The sequence below is a fragment of the Vibrio gangliei genome (genome assembly GCF_026001925.1).
In the GTDB taxonomy this organism is placed as follows: domain Bacteria; phylum Pseudomonadota; class Gammaproteobacteria; order Enterobacterales; family Vibrionaceae; genus Vibrio; species Vibrio gangliei.
Map to the genome: position 1 here is coordinate 2,448,204 of NZ_AP021869.1, position 17,336 is coordinate 2,465,539.

Annotated in this window: 11 protein-coding genes; 6 read left to right on the forward strand and 5 right to left on the reverse strand. The window is 46.1% G+C overall.

The genetic code is table 11. The features are described from left to right. Window positions 1-107: 107 nt before the first annotated feature. Window positions 108-890 (reverse strand): class I SAM-dependent methyltransferase, encoded by a 783-nt coding sequence (locus Vgang_RS11335; protein WP_105902910.1) that lies wholly within the window; start codon window positions 888-890, stop codon window positions 108-110. 52 nt (window positions 891-942) lie between these two features. Then, a complete protein-coding gene (locus Vgang_RS11340) occupies window positions 943-3,117 on the reverse strand; it encodes a sensor domain-containing protein (RefSeq protein ID WP_105902829.1) in 2,175 nt (724 codons plus the stop codon). A 261-nt stretch (window positions 3,118-3,378) separates the two neighbouring features. Between Vgang_RS11340 and asnC the strand changes: the two genes are divergently transcribed. Continuing rightward, window positions 3,379-3,843 carry a transcriptional regulator AsnC gene (gene asnC, locus Vgang_RS11345; protein WP_105902828.1) on the forward strand — a complete coding sequence of 155 codons (465 nt, stop codon included), beginning with the start codon at window positions 3,379-3,381 and terminating at the stop codon, window positions 3,841-3,843. A 142-nt stretch (window positions 3,844-3,985) separates the two neighbouring features. Continuing rightward, the gene (locus tag Vgang_RS11350; RefSeq protein ID WP_105902827.1) at window positions 3,986-5,869 is read left to right on the forward strand and encodes a PhoX family protein; all 1,884 of its coding nucleotides are present in this window, start codon (window positions 3,986-3,988) and stop codon (window positions 5,867-5,869) included. Window positions 5,870-6,081: 212 nt separating this feature from the next. On the opposite strand, the gene Vgang_RS11355 is transcribed toward Vgang_RS11350, so the two are convergent. Further along, a complete protein-coding gene (locus tag Vgang_RS11355) occupies window positions 6,082-7,635 on the reverse strand; it encodes a DUF3612 domain-containing protein (protein WP_105902826.1) in 1,554 nt (517 codons plus the stop codon). Window positions 7,636-7,834: 199 nt separating this feature from the next. Between Vgang_RS11355 and Vgang_RS11360 the strand changes: the two genes are divergently transcribed. Both Vgang_RS11360 and Vgang_RS11365 read left to right on the forward strand, forming a co-directional pair. After that, window positions 7,835-10,033 carry a malate synthase G gene (locus Vgang_RS11360; RefSeq protein ID WP_105902825.1) on the forward strand — a complete coding sequence of 733 codons (2,199 nt, stop codon included), beginning with the start codon at window positions 7,835-7,837 and terminating at the stop codon, window positions 10,031-10,033. 202 nt (window positions 10,034-10,235) lie between these two features. Further along, entirely contained in the window at window positions 10,236-11,849 is a 1,614-nt protein-coding gene (locus Vgang_RS11365) for an isocitrate lyase (protein WP_105902824.1), read from the forward strand. 567 nt (window positions 11,850-12,416) lie between these two features. On the opposite strand, the gene Vgang_RS11370 is transcribed toward Vgang_RS11365, so the two are convergent. Further along, a complete protein-coding gene (locus Vgang_RS11370; RefSeq protein ID WP_105902823.1) occupies window positions 12,417-13,043 on the reverse strand; it encodes a LysE/ArgO family amino acid transporter in 627 nt (208 codons plus the stop codon). A 108-nt stretch (window positions 13,044-13,151) separates the two neighbouring features. Here Vgang_RS11370 and Vgang_RS11375 point away from each other — a divergent pair, with 108 nt between their 5' ends. Continuing rightward, the gene (locus Vgang_RS11375; protein ID WP_105902822.1) at window positions 13,152-14,039 is read left to right on the forward strand and encodes an ArgP/LysG family DNA-binding transcriptional regulator; all 888 of its coding nucleotides are present in this window, start codon (window positions 13,152-13,154) and stop codon (window positions 14,037-14,039) included. A 155-nt stretch (window positions 14,040-14,194) separates the two neighbouring features. On the opposite strand, the gene prlC is transcribed toward Vgang_RS11375, so the two are convergent. After that, a complete protein-coding gene (prlC, locus tag Vgang_RS11380) occupies window positions 14,195-16,249 on the reverse strand; it encodes an oligopeptidase A (protein ID WP_105902821.1) in 2,055 nt (684 codons plus the stop codon). Between the two features lie 180 nt (window positions 16,250-16,429). Between prlC and Vgang_RS11385 the strand changes: the two genes are divergently transcribed. Beyond that, window positions 16,430-17,266, forward strand: coding sequence for a 23S rRNA (adenine(2030)-N(6))-methyltransferase RlmJ (locus Vgang_RS11385; RefSeq protein WP_105902820.1), 837 nt, complete (start codon window positions 16,430-16,432; stop codon window positions 17,264-17,266). The last annotated feature ends 70 nt before the right edge of the window (window positions 17,267-17,336 follow it).

Sequence of the window (17,336 nt, forward strand, 5' to 3'; positions counted from 1 at the left end):
AATCTGAATAACAGTGTTGTAGACCGATATTAAGCCTAACAATTCCCGCACTTTTGTCAGTTTTCTGTCACCCTAAGGTTGTATTTCAACAAGCCAAACGGCGAACATTACTTTGCCATGCCACTTAACACGTAGACATCGAAGCGGTTTTTCTTGGTCTCTATCGCCATGCTGGGTTTTTGTTGGTTGAGCCAGTCAGCATAATCAGGGCGCTTCACAACGACACGTTTAGTCGCCAGAGCTAACGCGGGTTCGAGTAGAGCATCGGCATCATTATCAGCGCCAACAAGAGACTGAAATACGCGCATTTCTTTTTTCACTAAGGCGCTTTTCTTTTTGTTTTCAGGGTGCGGATACATAGGATCGAGATACACTACATCCGGCTGAACAAAATCGGGATTGGCCATTAATTGTTGCAATGCATCATGGCTCGACGCATGCAGCAAACTCATTCGTTCACTCACCCAAGTACCGATTTCCGGGTCTTGTTTGGCACGAGCAAGCCCATCGTCCAATAATGCCGCCACAACCGGATTGCGCTCCACCATTTGCACTTTACAGCCGAGTGATGCCAACACGAACGCATCGCGTCCTAATCCTGCTGTACCATCAAGCACTCTTGGCGTTGCGCCTTTATTTAAGCCCGCCGCTTTGGCAATGGCTTGGCCTTTACCGCCACCAAACTTACGGCGATGAGCCACTGCGCCACCAGCCAAGTCGACGTAAATTGCGCCCAGCTTAGGTTCATCCAATTTACGTAACTCTAAACGTTGATCCGTTAACACCAACGCGAACACACTGTCGTCTTGATGGGTCAATTGCCAACGTGCGGCGATTGCATCCAATTCGGCTTGTCTTTGCGGGTCATCGCAACTTAAATGTAGCTGCACACTGGCTCCAATAAATAAACGAGAGGTAAAGATATCGATGAGGTTGACGAGTTTAATCAAGTGAAACAGGGTGCTTCATCAAGCTATTCACCACTTGCTCTAATGGCTTAGGTGCGCTGATCAAGTAACCTTGGGCGTAATCAATGCCAAGCGCTTTTAACTGCGCCAGTATCTCATCATTTTCGACAAATTCCGCCACCGTTTGTTTACCCAGTTGCTTAACTAACTCATGAATCGACTTCACTAAAATATGATCCATTTCGTCTTGGTGCATATCTCGCACAAAACAGCCGTCAATTTTGACGATATCCAACGGCAGTGTTTTCAGATAGGCAAACGAAGATAAACCAGAGCCAAAATCATCGAGCGCAATCATACAACCTAATTGCTTCAAGCGGGTAAAGAATTCCATCGCTACTTGCATGTTACCCACCGCTGCAGTTTCGGTGATTTCTATGCAAATTTTATGTTTTGGTACGCTGGTGTTATTGAGTAACTCAAATAGAAATTGGGTGAAATCTCTGTCTCCCATGGATTGACCAGATAGATTGATCGAGCAACGCCCTAATTTATCTATCGTATCCGGTCTCGATTCAAACCAAGCTAAGGTTTGTTGAAATACACGGCGGTCAATGAGATGCGCCAGGTTATAGCGCTCAATCGCGGGCATGAAAATACCGGGTGACATTAACTGGTCATGGTGATCACGCAAACGAACTAACACTTCAAAGTGCATCTTATCGCTAGGGTGAGCTGAAATATCTTTGATCGGTTGTGCGTACAATTCGAGGCGGTCATGCTTGAGTGCATCATACACTTGGTTAACGCATTCCATTTCCTGCTCACGACGACGGAAGTTCTCATCATTACCGCGGTATAAATGCGCTCGATTACGGCCTTCTTCTTTGGCTAAGTTACACGCAGTATCGGCTTGAGCATGCACCATTTGCGTTGATTTCACGCTGTGGTCAATGATGCGAATCCCGATCGAGCAGTTAAGGTTAAGATGAATACCACGCCAAATAAACTGATTGGTCTCAAAGGCTTTCAGGATACACTGAGCGAATTCCAATAGTTCTGACTCTTGGCAATCACGTAATAAAATGGCAAATTCATCACCGCCCGTCCGCGCAAGTTCAGCGGTGTCTGGCAATAAATCTGATAACAATTGCGCACTATAAACGATGGCTGCATCTCCCACCTCATGGCCGACCGTATCATTAATCAGTTTAAATTGGTCGAGATCCAAATAAAACAGAGCGTGGGAACGTAACTGACCTTTGACTTCTTTTAAGGCCACATCCAGTGACAATTCAAAATGATTGCGGTTATACAAACCCGTGAGGACATCGTGGTGGGCTTGGTATTCGAGTTGTTCCGCCAACAAATAGGTTTCTGAAATATCTTCCCCTACAATCAATAATTGGCGGGAATCAGGCACTTGGCGAATATTTTCTCGAACCCAAACCGAACGCTTATCTGCAGTAAGGTACCGAATTTCACGTCTTGCCACTAATGCGTGTTTTTTATTGGGTTGTAGCAATCTCGCTCGAGCAGTCACATCCGCGTCATTGGAGTAAAAATCTTGTAATTTACGCCCTAGCATCTGATTAACATCGTAGCCCAATAGCTCAGCGGTAAACTTATTGGCCGCTTGAATACAGTCATGTTCGTCCACTGTCATCATCATGACAGGTTGTAATTCATAGTAATTACGAAAGCGAGATTCACTGTCAACCAAACGCCGTTCCGTTAATTTCCGTGAAGTAATATCTTTGCCTTCAAAGAGATAACGCTCTTCCCCTTGCTCAGCCGCAGGCAACTTTTTCAAACTCAAATCAAAGTACACAGGGCCAATATTGCTATCAATCAATTCGCCCTCAAAACGCACTTCGCCTTTTTGTTTCACCTCAACAAAGGCCTGTTCTACTTTGGCTTTACTCGCGGTAGACCAACCGGCAAAGGTCCATACTGGCAGCTCATAATCAAATTCAGCGTCATAGGCTATTTCTTGCAACGTCAAATTACTCGAGACTAAACGGCCATATTGGTCAAGAATACCGATGCCTTGTTGGCTGAGATCATAAATAGATTCGAGTAAATATTGATTTTGTTTGGTTTCTTGTTCGCTAAGACGGATACGTTGGAAGTGTCGATAGATGATGATAATCAGGCTACCGAGTAAGAGGCATAAAAGAATCAAGATTAACAGCACATCATGTTTCATTAGCAGCGCACTATAAAAATGGGAAATAGAAAAGTGGATCGCATTGTAACGAGTTATTATTCAATAACTGGTCATACAGGTGGTACATATCTTTGCATCCTCACCCTGATAACTATTCTCTCATACTAAAGTTACAAATAATTATCAAAAATCAATCATCTAATAATGACTCATGTATGGGAGGTTACCAACTCTTTTACCAAATTCTTTGTTATATTCGTAGCATGATGCAAAAAATTTAACACTGATTAAGGAAAATTTATGCCTGATCCTAATGTTCGCCTTGACGATTTAGATCGCGCCATTTTGAAGATTTTAATGGAAGATGCCCGTACCCCGTACGCTGAAATGGCTAAACGTTTTGATGTGAGCCCTGCGACGGTGCATGTGCGAGTCGAAAAAATGAAAGCCGCCAAAGTGATTGAAGGCACCGAAGTTATCGTCAATGAGAAAAAGCTTGGCTACGACGTGTGTTGCTTCATCGGTATCAATCTGAATGCGGCGCGAGATTATCATTCTGCAATCGAAAAGCTTAATGCATTAGATGAAGTGGTCGAAGCCTATTACACCACGGGGGCGTACAATATTTTCGTCAAATTGATGTGTAAAAACATTGAAGAATTACAGTATGTTTTGATTGATAAATTGCAGGCGATTGATGAAGTTCAGTCAACCGAAACGTTGATTTCATTACAAAATCCAATTAATCGCAGTGTGAATCCCTAATCACCATGCCCAATCACCAACCAAAGCATAGACACATTTAATTAAAGGAAAAGTCACACAATTTTAACATTACTTCCTTAGCCTTTTTGCCAACTCAACACCAATCCAACTAAAAAAGCTAACCCGACTAAGGAAAGTAATGATGAGCCATTTTGAGCATGATGAACATTCAAACAACCTAGACTCTGCCCCTTCTGATTTTTCTCAAATCGTAGAAAAGGGCCTCAGCCGACGCCGTTTTTTGCAAGCGACAGCCGCGACCAGTTCAGTCGCCTTCTTTGCCGCTTCTCCACTGGCAAATGCCATGGCGCGTCCACCTAAAGCACCACAATTGCTTGGCTTTGAAGCGATCCCAGCTTCAACTCAAGATGCGGTGATTGTCCCACAAGGCTATATTGCTGAACCTCTAATTGCTTGGGGCGATGCGATTCACCCTTCGGCCGCTTCTTTTTCACAACTTAATTCTGCGGCCGATCAAGCGATGCAATTCGGTGATAACAACGACGGCATGACGTTCTTACCGCTCAGCCGTGACCGTGCGGTGTTGGCGGTAAACAATGAAAGCACGGATTACAATACGCTTTTTGATGATAAAGGTGCGAATTTAACGGCGGATAAAGTTCGTCGCTCTCAAGCCGCCGTGGGCGTTTCTATTGTTGAGCTCAGCAAAAGTAAAGATGGCTGGCAAGTGAACGTAAACGGTCGCTTAAACCGTCGCATTACCGCCTATACCGAAATGGAACTCACTGGCCCAGCCGCTGGTGATGACAAACTCAAAACCAATGCCGACCTATCAGGCACGCAAGTATTAGGTACATTCAACAATTGCGCCAATGGCTCAACACCTTGGGGCACTTACCTCACTTGTGAAGAAAACTTCAATGGCTTCTTTGGCAGCACCAATAAAATTGAAGTACCAGAAGAAGACAAGCGTTATGGGATCAACTCAGGCAACGGCGGTTTTAACTGGCATCAATTTGATGAGCGTTTTGATATCGAAAAAGAGCCGAATGAAAACCATCGCCACGGCTGGGTGGTCGAAATTGACCCGATGAATCCAAATTCTAAACCGAAAAAACGCACCGCACTTGGCCGCTTCAAACATGAGAATGCGGCATTAACCATTGATAAAAATGGTCGCGTGGTGGTGTATCTCGGTGATGATGAGCGTGGTGAGCACATTTATAAGTTTGTTTCAAAAGGCAAATACAACGAGCACAAGCCAGAGAAAAACCGCGATTTACTCGATGAAGGGACACTCTATGTGGCTAAGTTTGATGCGAAAGAGGGCGACATGCACGGTAACGGCGAATGGCTTGAGCTGACTTTCGGTAAAAATGGCTTAACTCCTGAAAACGGTTTTAATAGCCAAGCTGAGGTTTTGATTTTTGCTCGTCAAGCGGCAACTCAAGTGGGCGCAACCACCATGGACCGTCCTGAATGGGTCGCCGTACACCCAGATAACGAACAAGTCTTCTGTACGCTGACCAACAACTCAAGACGTGGTAATGAAGGCATGGAAGTGAATGTCGCTAACCCTCGTGAAAACAACATTTACGGCCACATCATTCGTTGGCAACCGAAAAACGGCAAACACAGCTCGGATACCTTCTTCTGGGATATTTATGTGTTGGCCGGTAACCCAGAAGTGTACAGTAACGATAATCCTCGCTCTGGCAGTGACAACATTACGCCCGATAATATGTTTAACAGCCCAGATGGTATCGGCTTTGATAACGCAGGTCGTTTGTGGATCCAAACCGACGGTAACTATTCAAACTCGGGCGATTTTGCTGGCATGGGCAATAACCAAATGTTATGTGGTGACCCTAACACAGGTGAAATCAAACGTTTCTTAACTGGCCCAACGGGTTGTGAAATTACTGGCCTCACCTTTAGCCCAGACAATCGCACTATGTTCATCGGTGTTCAGCACCCAACGGGTAACTTCTCAACCATCGATGGCGTACCACGCTCGACGGTAATGAAAATTACCCGTGAAGATGGTGGAGTGATAGGGGCGTAAGCGTTACTCGTCTCTCGGGTGCTCGTGACTCGAGAGACGCACAATTGCTTCAACTACAGAGCCGAACTTCGAGCATTCGAGCTACGAGACTCGGCTTTATCTTTGTAATACCTAGACAACCTTAATCCACCACCTAGAAACTAGGTAATCGACACTAGGGACATCAACGTTTCTCGGGTGCTCGTAACTCGAGAGACAAGATTCAGTCACCGCTATAAAGTCGGGATTCGAGCATTCGAGCTACGAGATTCGGCTTTTTCTTTATAACACCTAGGTTGCCTTGGGCACATGCCACCACGAGAGCAAATCACCCTCGCCTCATTTTCGATGCCGCGCTCAATCCAATTGATGTTTAAGATTCTCGCCACCGTCAATAATTGCTGTTTGATGGTATAAGGGATCACACACTGACCACCTTTCCGCACGCATTCTTTTTGTAGCGCTGTGGCAATTTCGATGGCATCTAACCCTTGCGCTTCTAATGCAGGGTTGAGATCGACGCCGGAACACAACACGTGATAATTACCCGCCATGTCTTTCACTTTGACCGATTCACAGCAGTAGATATGTGGCACGCCATCTTGATTAAGCACCGAGATTTGCGCCACTGGGGTATTACCCGGAATGCCGATCATACGAAACACCGACCAATGCTGACACGGATCTTCCACCATGCGCATATTGCCCCACGGTAGTGGAATCCCATTGCCGCGATACACCGCTTTCAATTTACCCGGGTTATACGCATCAAAATAATGCCAATGCGGATAAGGCGAGACGGCAGTCATACGACGCATCACCACCGACTCTGACACACCAATCAATTGACTGACGCTGATTTCATAACCATGCCTATCGAGTAATTGACGAAATGGCACTTTCGGACACAACAAAGCACCCGCAAAAAACGAACATTCAAAGTCACGCCAGGCTTGCAGAATATGAGTGGAATCAAGATTATTCACATCACGTATGGTATCGGGCTTTAATGTCGATAAGTTGCGGTTGTCAGAAGCTATAATGTGTTTTTCACCATCACTGTTGTGCAGCACTTTATGCCCAATGTGCACCGCCAAATCGTATTTGAGTTTTTCCGGCGTGGCTTTTAATGCGCGGTTAATGCGGATCACGCCCGGCGCTTCAGCATAAGAGCGCACGATATGTTTGGATTTCACCCCATGACTATCAATCACATCTTGCGAAGGCTCATCAAACCATTTCACTTTCACGCCTACGTCTTTACAGATATCAAGCAAGTCTTCTACTGACAGCGGCATGCGCTTTTGCCCGACTTGCTCGGCGGCTTTTTCTAGATCGGGGAAATGATTTTGATGGTGCTCTTGATGGGCACGAATAAGTAAATGAGCAAACTGATGGCCAGTGGTGCCGGTTTGCGACAACATTTCAGGAATAGCAATTTGCAGAATATCATTAGAAAACAAAAAGCTAGGCTCAAGCGCCATACCATTGATACCGCCGCGCGAGCCTTTTTCTGGCGTGATTTCTTGCTCTTCACTGGCATCGTCTAAAAACCAGTGCATTGGTTTTTGAAACACTTGCGCAATCACATCCAACATGGCTTCACTAGGTACACGCTTGCCACGCTCAATCATGGATAAATACGATACCGATGGCGCATCTTCCGGATCGATTTTAATACAGCGAGAGGACAAATCCTCCAACGTTAATCCGTTACGTTTCCGTAAGTTACGCACTTTTGTACCAAGAAAATGCGATTGTCTATTCAGTGTATTTGTCGTCTTCATCCCTGACCTCTACCCCGCGTGTAATTTGTAAAATTTACACTGTGTAATTTTCTTTGTGAAATTTTAGTTAATTTATCGCTATTCTTTTAGTCACAGGATAAAAAAGCAGCATTTGATGTTCAGTTTTAAGAAGCCAGTCACTAATTGGACGCGAAAAACCGGATCTCAAAGTTACCGCAGGCAACACGAGGGAAAGATTATGAACTTAGCTCAAGCACTACCTACTATCGAGAAACACGCCATCACTCACACAATCAACGCGGGTCTAGTTCAGTTCGTCAATCAAGAAGTGCTGCCATTAACTGGACTGAATCAACAGCAATTTTGGGCAGATTTTGACAAATTGCTCAGTGATCTTGCGCCGAAAAACCACGCTTTATTAGCAAAACGTGATCAACTACAACAACACATTGACGCTTGGCACAAAGCCAACCCGCAATTTAACGCTGAGCAATACCAAGCGTTCTTGCGAGACATCGGCTACCTAGTGCCTCAAGGTGACGATTTTCACATCACCACCAGCAATGTGGATGAAGAAATCGCGACCTTAGCTGGCCCACAATTGGTAGTGCCGATTAAAAATGCACGCTTTGCTTTGAATGCAGCCAATGCTCGCTGGGGCAGCCTATACGATGCGGCTTACGGCACCGACATCATTCTACAAAGTGAAGGATTGAAAGCAGGTAAAAAGTACAACCCTGCGCGTGGCCAACATGTGATTAAGTTTGCCAAAGGCTTTTTGGACCAAAACTTCCCACTAAAACAAGGTTCACATCACGATGTTCAAGCTTACACCGTGTACTTCCGCCACCTATTGGCCACCTTCCCAGATGGCAGCCAATCGGGCTTAGCGCAACCTTGTCAGTTTGTGGCGTCAAGCAACCCTGATGTGGAGCCAACGTCTATCGTATTGAAAAACAATGGCTTGCATATTGAACTGATCATCAACCGCAAAGGCGCAATTGGCCGCAATGACATCGCAGGTCTGGATGATATTCAAGTGGAATCTGCCGTTTCAACCATTATGGATTTTGAAGACTCGGTTGCCGCGGTCGACAGCGAAGACAAAATCGAAGCATATCGTAATTGGTTTGGCCTCATTACCGGCAACCTAACGGCGACAATCAATAAAGGCAATCAAACCCATATTCGCCGTTTAAATTGCGACCGTAGCTACACCGATAAAAATGGCGAAGACTACAACCTACATGGCCGTTCACTACTGCTCGTTCGTAATGTTGGCCACTTGATGACCAGTGATTTGGCGCAAGATGCTCAAGGTCAAAACATGCCGGAAGGTTTGATTGACGCAGTGATCACCGCGCTGATTGCCTCCATTGAAATCAAGAACCCGCAAGCATGTCGCGTGAGCAACAGTCGCACTGGCAGCATTTATATCGTAAAACCGAAAATGCATGGTCCAGAAGAAGTGGCGTTCAGCAATGAAATCTTTGAACGTGTGGAGAAGATGCTAGAACTTGCACCCAACACCATCAAAATGGGCATTATGGATGAAGAGCGTCGCACCACGGTCAACCTAAAAGAATGTATCCGCGCCGCACAATCGCGCGTGGTGTTCATCAACACCGGTTTCCTTGACCGCACTGGCGATGAAATTCACACCAGCATGCAAGCGGGGGCGTTTAAACCAAAAGGTGAAATCAAACATCAAGCTTGGATCAGCGCTTATGAAAATAACAATGTCGAAGTCGGCCTAGCCTGCGGTTTTGCTGGCAGAGCACAAATTGGTAAAGGCATGTGGGCAATGCCCGATGAAATGAAGGCGATGATGGAAGCGAAAATTGCTCACCCACAAGCAGGCGCAAACACCGCTTGGGTACCTTCGCCAACTGCTGCCACGTTGCACGCACTGCATTATCACCAAGTGAACGTGTTCGAACAGCAGCAAACCATTTGCGAGCGTACGCCGGCTAAGTTGCAAGACTTATTAAGCCTTGAGCTACTAGGCGACAACGAGCTAACACAACAGCAAGTGGAAGCGGAATTAGATAACAACATCCAAGGCATTTTAGGCTACGTAGTGCGCTGGGTTGAAATGGGCATCGGCTGTTCAAAAGTGCCTGATATTAACAACATCGAACTGATGGAAGACCGCGCCACACTGCGTATCTCCAGCCAACACATCGCCAACTGGTTACTGCACGGCATCTGCCGCCCAGAACAAGTAATGGACAGCATGCACAAGATGGCGCAAGTGGTGGACACACAAAATCAAGGCTCAGAAGGCTATAAACCTATGATGCCGAACGTAGAACAAAGCCTGGCGTTCCAAGCAGCACGAGAATTGATTTTCCAAGGCCGTAATCAGCCAAGTGGCTACACCGAGCCGTTGTTGCATCAATATCGCGCTTGGGCAAAAAGCGAATCTCGAATCTAGGGCGCTACGCTGCTAGAAAAAACGAGAGCCGAGAAGATTTTGAGCACTAATTCATCATAGGCAAATCCTCTTTTCGGCTCCCGAGCGCAGCGTCCTCGCTTCTCGGAACCAGGAACTAATTAAAGAATACCAACTAACTGACAACCAATAATAAATCGACAGTAACAACTTAATTATCCAATACCGTAAGAAGGGAATCATTATGCCAAACTCTACAACTCAAAATAGCTATAAGAATCAAATCTCTGAAGCAACCAAAGCGGTTGAAGGTAATGCAACTTGGAATGCGATCACACCAGAATACGTGGCTCGTATGCGTCTGCAAAACCCCTTCCGTACTGGTCTAGACATTGCGCGCTTTACAGCAAAAATCATGCGTGAAGACATGAATGCCTATGACCAAAACCCAGCCAACTACACCCAATCACTAGGTTGCTGGCATGGTTTTATCGGCCAACAAAAGATGATTTCGATTAAGAAACACTTTGAGACCACACGTGGCCGTTACCTATACCTTTCTGGCTGGATGGTAGCCGCAATGCGCTCTGAATTTGGTCCTCTACCCGACCAATCTATGCATGAAAAAACGTCCGTACCGATGCTGATTGAAGAGCTTTACACTTTCTTAAAACAAGCCGATGCACGTGAACTGAACCATCTATTTAAAGATCTGGATGCCGCGCAAGCAGCAGGCGATCAAGTGAAGGTACAAGCGGTTCAAAAACAAATCGACAACTTTGAAACTCACGTGGTGCCAATCATTGCCGATATCGACGCTGGTTTTGGTAACGAAGAAGCGACTTACCTACTGGCGAAGAAAATGATTGAAGCGGGCGCATGCTGTATTCAAATCGAAAACCAAGTATCGGATGCCAAACAATGTGGTCACCAAGACGGTAAAGTCACCGTGCCACATGAGGACTTTTTAGCCAAAATCAACGCAGTTCGCTACGCATTCCTAGAACTTGGCGTAGAAGATGGCGTGATTGTTGCGCGTACTGACTCACTCGGTGCGGGCCTAACGCAAAAAATTCCTGTATCACAAACACCAGGTGACCTAGCTGACCAATACAACGCGTATATTGATGGTGTGGAAATCAAATCGCTTTCTGAACTGAACTCGGGCGATATGGTGCTAAAACAAGGTGATGCGGTAATCAAGCCGACTCGTCTACCGAATGGCCTAATTCGCTTTAAACCCAATACAGGTGAAGACCGCGTGGTGTTGGATTGTATCACCTCGCTACAAAATGGGGCAGACCTATTGTGGATTGAAACCGAGAAACCACACATTGGCCAAATCGCAGGCATGGTAAACCGTATTCGCGAAGTGATCCCAAATGCGAAATTGGTGTACAACAACAGCCCATCGTTCAACTGGACTCTGAACTTCCGTCAGCAAGTGTTTGATGCATGGACGGAAGAAGGCAAAGACGTATCGGCTTACGACCGTGACCAACTAATGAACCAAGTGTACGACGGCTCTGAATTGGCATTAGCTGCGGATGAGAAAATCCAAAACTTCCAACGCGATGCAGCAGCGCAAGCGGGTATTTTCCACCACTTGATCACGCTACCAACCTACCACACTGCGGCGCTTTCAACCGATAACTTGGCGAAAGACTACTTCGGTGAACAAGGTATGTTGGCTTACGTGGCAGGCGTTCAACGTAAAGAAATCCGCCAAGGCTTGGCGTCAGTAAAACACCAAGACATGTCGGGCTCGAACATCGGTGATGATCACAAAGAGTACTTCTCTGGTGAGCAAGCACTGAAAGCATCGGGTGAGAATAATACGATGAATCAGTTCTCTTAACGGAGGTCGAGTCTCGGGCGCTACGCTGCTCGTGGCTCGAAAAAGATGTAACTAGTTCCCTTAACCAAAAGCTTCTCATCTCTCAGTTGGCGGGAGATGGTGAAGCTTTTTTTCATGGTTTTTCGGGGCTCGGAATCTCGGGCGCGTTGCTGCTCGTAGCGCGAAAAAGACTCCAATCATTTTGGGAGATTCTGAACTGCGCTCCTTCGTCGCTTTTCAGAATGACTAATTTACTTCCCAGCCACACTCGAATTACGAGCAGCGAAGCGCCCGAGCACCGAGTCACGTACACTCTTTTTCCGTCATTCCCGCCGAGCCTTAGCGAGAGCAGGAATCTAATCACAACACGCTGAATGTAGATCCCTGATAACTCCTTCGTCGTTTCAGGGATGACAACTTTTATTTCACGCTTCCGCCACCCTTCGAGATACGAGAAACGAAGCGCCCGAATAACGAGCTACGCCTCTCGAGACACGAGCAGCGAAGCGCCCGAGCACCGAGTAACGCACCCTCTCTTTTCGGCTCTCGAGCGCAGCGTCCTCGCAACTCGAACCTCGCCCCTAGGAACTAGGAACTCGATACTAACAACGTCTTCACCAACCCTGCGGCGATCGAAAACATAATCACCGCGATCACGCTATCTAAAATCTGCCAGGTTCTTGGATTAGCGAACAATGGGATCAACTTCTTAGCAATATAGGCCACGCCATAAAACCAAATCGCTGAAGCGGTTAATGCCCCAACTAAAAACCAGCGCTTTTCTTCAAAATTCAGCGAAGAAGTAATGCCGCCGAGTACCACTATGGTATCCAAATAAACATGCGGGTTGAGGAAGGTCATCGCTAAGGTCATCAACGCCACTTTGACCCAATTACGGCTCACTTCTGAATTATCGATATCCAAATGACTTTGCCCGCGCCATGCCGACTGGGCCGATAACCAGCCGTACCAACATAAAAAAGCAATTCCACAAGCGGTAAGAAGTTGGGTCAACAACGGCGATTCATGCAATAACGCGCCTACGCCAAGTACGCCGGTGCTAATTAATAACACATCGCCTAAAAAACAGAGCGTAGCCACCAGCATCACGTAGTTATTTTTCAAACCAGACTTCAATAAAAAAGCATTTTGGCTACCAATCGCCACGATCAAACTGCCTGAGACAAACGCTCCTTTTACCGCAACTGAAATCATATTCATCCTTATCAAAAACGTATCATCACCAAAAGAAAGTGTGATTATGTTGCCCTCACTTGAACATAAGATAAAATTAAAAAATCTTAACCATAATTAGAATTACTTATGTTTGACTACAAATTATTAGAATCGCTCGAACGTGTGGCAGCATTAAAAAGTTTTGAGGCTGCGGCGCAAGAGCTCAACATTACGCAATCGGCGGTATCACAACGGATCAGCAATTTAGAGCAACGCGTTGGGGCGATTTTAATTCAACGTGGTAAGAACCTAACTTTAACCCCGATGGGACAAGAGTTAGCCAACCACGCCATTAAGGTGAAGCAGCTCGAGTTAGAATTGCATCACGTGCTTGGTGAAAATGGGGTTTCTCACCCACTGAAAATTGTCATTAATGCCGATAGCTTGGCAACATGGTGGTTTAAAGCAACCGAAAGTTTCCATCAACAACACAATGTGATGTTTGATATTTTGGTTGAAGATCAAAGCGAAGGGTTAAAACACCTTGAGCAAGGCTTGGCTATGGGCTGTTTATGCAGTTCGAATAAACCTCTTGCCGGCATCCGCTGTGAATACCTAGGCAGTATGGAATACCGTTTTTACTGCTCACCACAATTTAAGCAGCGTTACTTTCCTAAAAAGCAAACCCAATCTGAATTAGAAGCTACTTTAACTACCGCTCCCGCGGTGATTTTTGGTGCCGATGACAAACTGCAAAAGCAGCAATTTCAATTATGGGGCTTACCCACTCAATTCCCTTACCACATTTGTCCATCCAGTGAAGGACTGGCCGACATGATTTTAAACGGTCAAGGTTACGGTATTTTGCCCGTCATTCAGGCAGAACCTTTCACTGATCGATTGGTGGATATTTTCCCTGAGCGAGAAGGAATCAATGTCCCGCTATATTGGCACTATTGGCATCAAAGTGGATCGGTGCTGAATAAGCTGTCACAAGTGTTGGTTGGGGAGAAAACGAAGGGGTTGATAAGGTAGACAAGGTAGCTCGTTTCTCGGACGCTGCGCGTTTCGAATCGCGAAAAAGAATTCGAGCACTAAATAAAAAAGCGACCAAGACAGCGCTTGATCGCTTATGCGTTTAAGTCCATCGAGACACGAGCAGCAAAGCGCCCGAGACTCGAGATCCGAAGTTAGCCTTCTATCCCCGCATGACGCAATAGCGCATCGATTTGCGGCTCACGGCCACGGAAGCGTTTGAACAATTCCATCGGCTCTTCGCTGCCGCCCATTTCTAGGATGTTATTGAGGAAACTTTGACCCGTTTCTGTGTTGAAGATGCCTTCTTCTTCAAAGCGAGAATAGGCATCACTCGATAACACTTCTGCCCACAAGTAGCTGTAGTAACCCGCGCTGTAGCCACCCGCAAAGATGTGACTGAAAGCGTGTGAGAAACGGTTCCATTCTAGGCTTGGAAGGACTGCGACTTTGGCTTTCACTTCTGCCAGCGTTTCTAGCACTTTCGCACCAATTTCTGGATCGTATTGCGAGTGCAGCGTGAAGTCGAATAGACCGAATTCAAGCTGACGCAAAATAAACATCGCCGATTGGAAGTTCTTCGCCGCCAGCATTTTATCCAGCATTTCTTTTGGTAATGGCTCACCAGTTTGATAGTGACCTGAAATGAACGCCAGCGCGTCTTCTTCCCAACACCAGTTTTCGAGGAACTGGCTTGGTAACTCGACCGCATCCCAAGGCACACCATTGATACCAGAGACCGCGGCTACTTCTACTTGAGTCAGCATGTGGTGAATGCCGTGACCAAATTCGTGGAATAGTGTCACCACTTCATCATGAGTAAACAGCGCTGGCTTATCACCGACAGGCTTATTGAAGTTACAGGTTAAGTACGCCACCGGAGATTGCACTGAGCCATCAGCAAGGGTACGACGTACGCGGCACTCATCCATCCATGCCCCGCCACGTTTATGTTCACGGGCGTATAAATCAAGGTAGAAGCTACCACGCAGCTCGCCATTGGCATCGGTAATTTCAAAGAATTTCACCGATTCATGCCAAGTATCCACACCCGCTTTTTCCGTCACCGTCATGCCGAATACGCGGTTTAATACTTCAAATAGCCCAGCGACGACTTTTGACTCTGGGAAGTATGGACGCAGCTCTTCATCAGAAATTTGGAATAGCTTCTGTTTTTGCTTTTCGCTGTAGTAAGCGATGTCCCATAAATTTAATTCGGTTACGCCACATTCTTGCTCAGCAAATTGACGCAATTCTTCCACTTCACGTTCACCTTGCGGTTTGGCTTTGGTGGCAAGATTATTCAAAAACTCCATCACTTGCGAAGGCGATTCCGCCATTTTGGTTGCCAATGATTTTTCAGCGTAAGAACTAAAACCAAGCAAACGAGCGATTTCATGGCGCAGTTTTAATTCTTCCGCCATCACTTCGGTGTTATCCCACTTACCGGCATTCGGCCCGCGGTCGGAGGCGCGCGTCACAAACGCTTCGTACATTTCTTGGCGCAGTGCTTGGTTGTCACAATACGTCATCACAGGGATATAAGATGGCATTTCTAAAGTCAGTAGCCAGCCTTCTAATTCTTTGGCTTCCGCATTGGCTTTGGCCGCGGCCATCGCCGACTCTGGCATACCGGCTAATTGTTTTTCATCAGTAATGTGCTTCGTCCAACCCATGGTGGCATCAAGCACATTATTTGAGAATTTTGAGCCCAACTCAGACAAACGCTTGCTGATCTCGCCATAACGTTTTTGCTGATCGAGAGGTAAACCAATGCCCGATAATTCAAAATCTTTTAATGCATCGGTAATGGATTTTTGTTGTGCGGTCGACAACGTGGCAAATTCTTCACTGGCTTTGAGCGCTTTATAGGCTTCATACAAGCCTTTGTGTTGTCCAACCCAAGTGCCGTATTCCGATAATAGCGGCAAGCAAGCTTCATAGGCTTCACGTAATTCGCTGCTGTTTTTCACCGAATTCAAATGGCTTACCGGTGACCAAATGCGGCTTAAACGATCATCGGTTTCCGTTAACGGTTCACAAATGGTTGCCCAGCTTGGCTCAATACCATCCGCTAATACTTTTTCAACTTGCGCGCGACAATCGGCAATCGCTTGTTCGACCGCAGGTTGCACATGTTCGGGTTTGATTTGAGAAAATGGCGGTAAACCATCTTTGGATTCAGTGAACGAGAGTAACGGATTGGACATGAATTCTTCCTTAACTTAGTGGCGTTCTTTTCTATCTTTATAGACTGTAAATGTAGTCTCAGTAACGAAATTTCAATAGCGACGAAAGTAAAAACTCATTTGCGGTTTCTTTTATCAGGCAAGCGGCGTTGATATTGGTTATCATAGTCAACAATTGAACATCATTTAACGAGACAAACCATGCTGAGTTATCGCCACAGTTTCCACGCTGGCAACCATGCCGATGTAGTCAAACACATCGTACAAAGCCTCATTCTTAATGCCTTAAAGCAAAAAGACAAACCATTCGTGTATCACGATACCCACGCAGGCGTCGGCCGCTACGATTTAACTCACGAGTGGTCGGAAAAAACCGGCGAATACAAACAAGGCATTGCGCGCATTTGGCAGCAAGAGTTACCCGAAGAAGTGACCAGCTACCTGGATGCGATTAAGGTGCTCAATGATAGCGAAGAGCTGCGTTATTATCCGGGCTCTCCACGCGTAGCACGTGCTCACTTGCGTAGCCAAGATCGTATGGTGTTAACCGAACTTCACCCTAGCGATCATCCTCTTTTAGAACAAGAATTTCACCGCGATCGCCAAGTGTCCATTCACAAAAAAGACGGTTTTGAGCATTTAAAAGCAACCTTGCCACCGAAAGAGCGCCGCGGCTTAGTATTAATCGATCCACCGTATGAGCTGGCGCACGAATATCAAGATGTGGTCAAAGCTATCGCACAAAGTTACAAACGTTGGTCTACTGGCGTGTACGCAATTTGGTATCCTGTGGTGTATCGCAGCAATATTGATGAAATACTCAATGGCTTAAAAGACCTCGGCATTCGCAAAATTCTACAAATTGAATTAGGGGTTTCCCCTGATAGCAATGAGCGTGGCATGACCGCATCTGGCATGATAGTGATTAATCCACCTTGGAAACTTGAAAGCCAAATGAATGAGATTCTACCGCTGTTAAAGCAAGCTATTGCCCCAGCTACCGGGCACACAACCGTGGAATGGGTTGTACCCGAGTAAACAGGCATAGTGAAATAAGATAAATAAGCAGAATAAAACCAGCAAGCGGAATAATTTAAATGGTGTGGTT

Coding starts and splice junctions, on each gene's coding strand:
- Vgang_RS11340 (WP_105902829.1), bottom strand. CDS start 3,117: ATGAAACATGATGTGCTGTTAATCTTGATTCTTTTATGCCTCTTACTC.
- Vgang_RS11350 (WP_105902827.1), top strand. CDS start 3,986: ATGAGCCATTTTGAGCATGATGAACATTCAAACAACCTAGACTCTGCC.
- Vgang_RS11355 (WP_105902826.1), bottom strand. CDS start 7,635: ATGAAGACGACAAATACACTGAATAGACAATCGCATTTTCTTGGTACA.
- Vgang_RS11370 (WP_105902823.1), bottom strand. CDS start 13,043: ATGATTTCAGTTGCGGTAAAAGGAGCGTTTGTCTCAGGCAGTTTGATC.
- Vgang_RS11365 (WP_105902824.1), top strand. CDS start 10,236: ATGCCAAACTCTACAACTCAAAATAGCTATAAGAATCAAATCTCTGAA.
- Vgang_RS11375 (WP_105902822.1), top strand. CDS start 13,152: ATGTTTGACTACAAATTATTAGAATCGCTCGAACGTGTGGCAGCATTA.
- prlC (WP_105902821.1), bottom strand. CDS start 16,249: ATGTCCAATCCGTTACTCTCGTTCACTGAATCCAAAGATGGTTTACCG.
- Vgang_RS11385 (WP_105902820.1), top strand. CDS start 16,430: ATGCTGAGTTATCGCCACAGTTTCCACGCTGGCAACCATGCCGATGTA.
- Vgang_RS11360 (WP_105902825.1), top strand. CDS start 7,835: ATGAACTTAGCTCAAGCACTACCTACTATCGAGAAACACGCCATCACT.
- asnC (WP_105902828.1), top strand. CDS start 3,379: ATGCCTGATCCTAATGTTCGCCTTGACGATTTAGATCGCGCCATTTTG.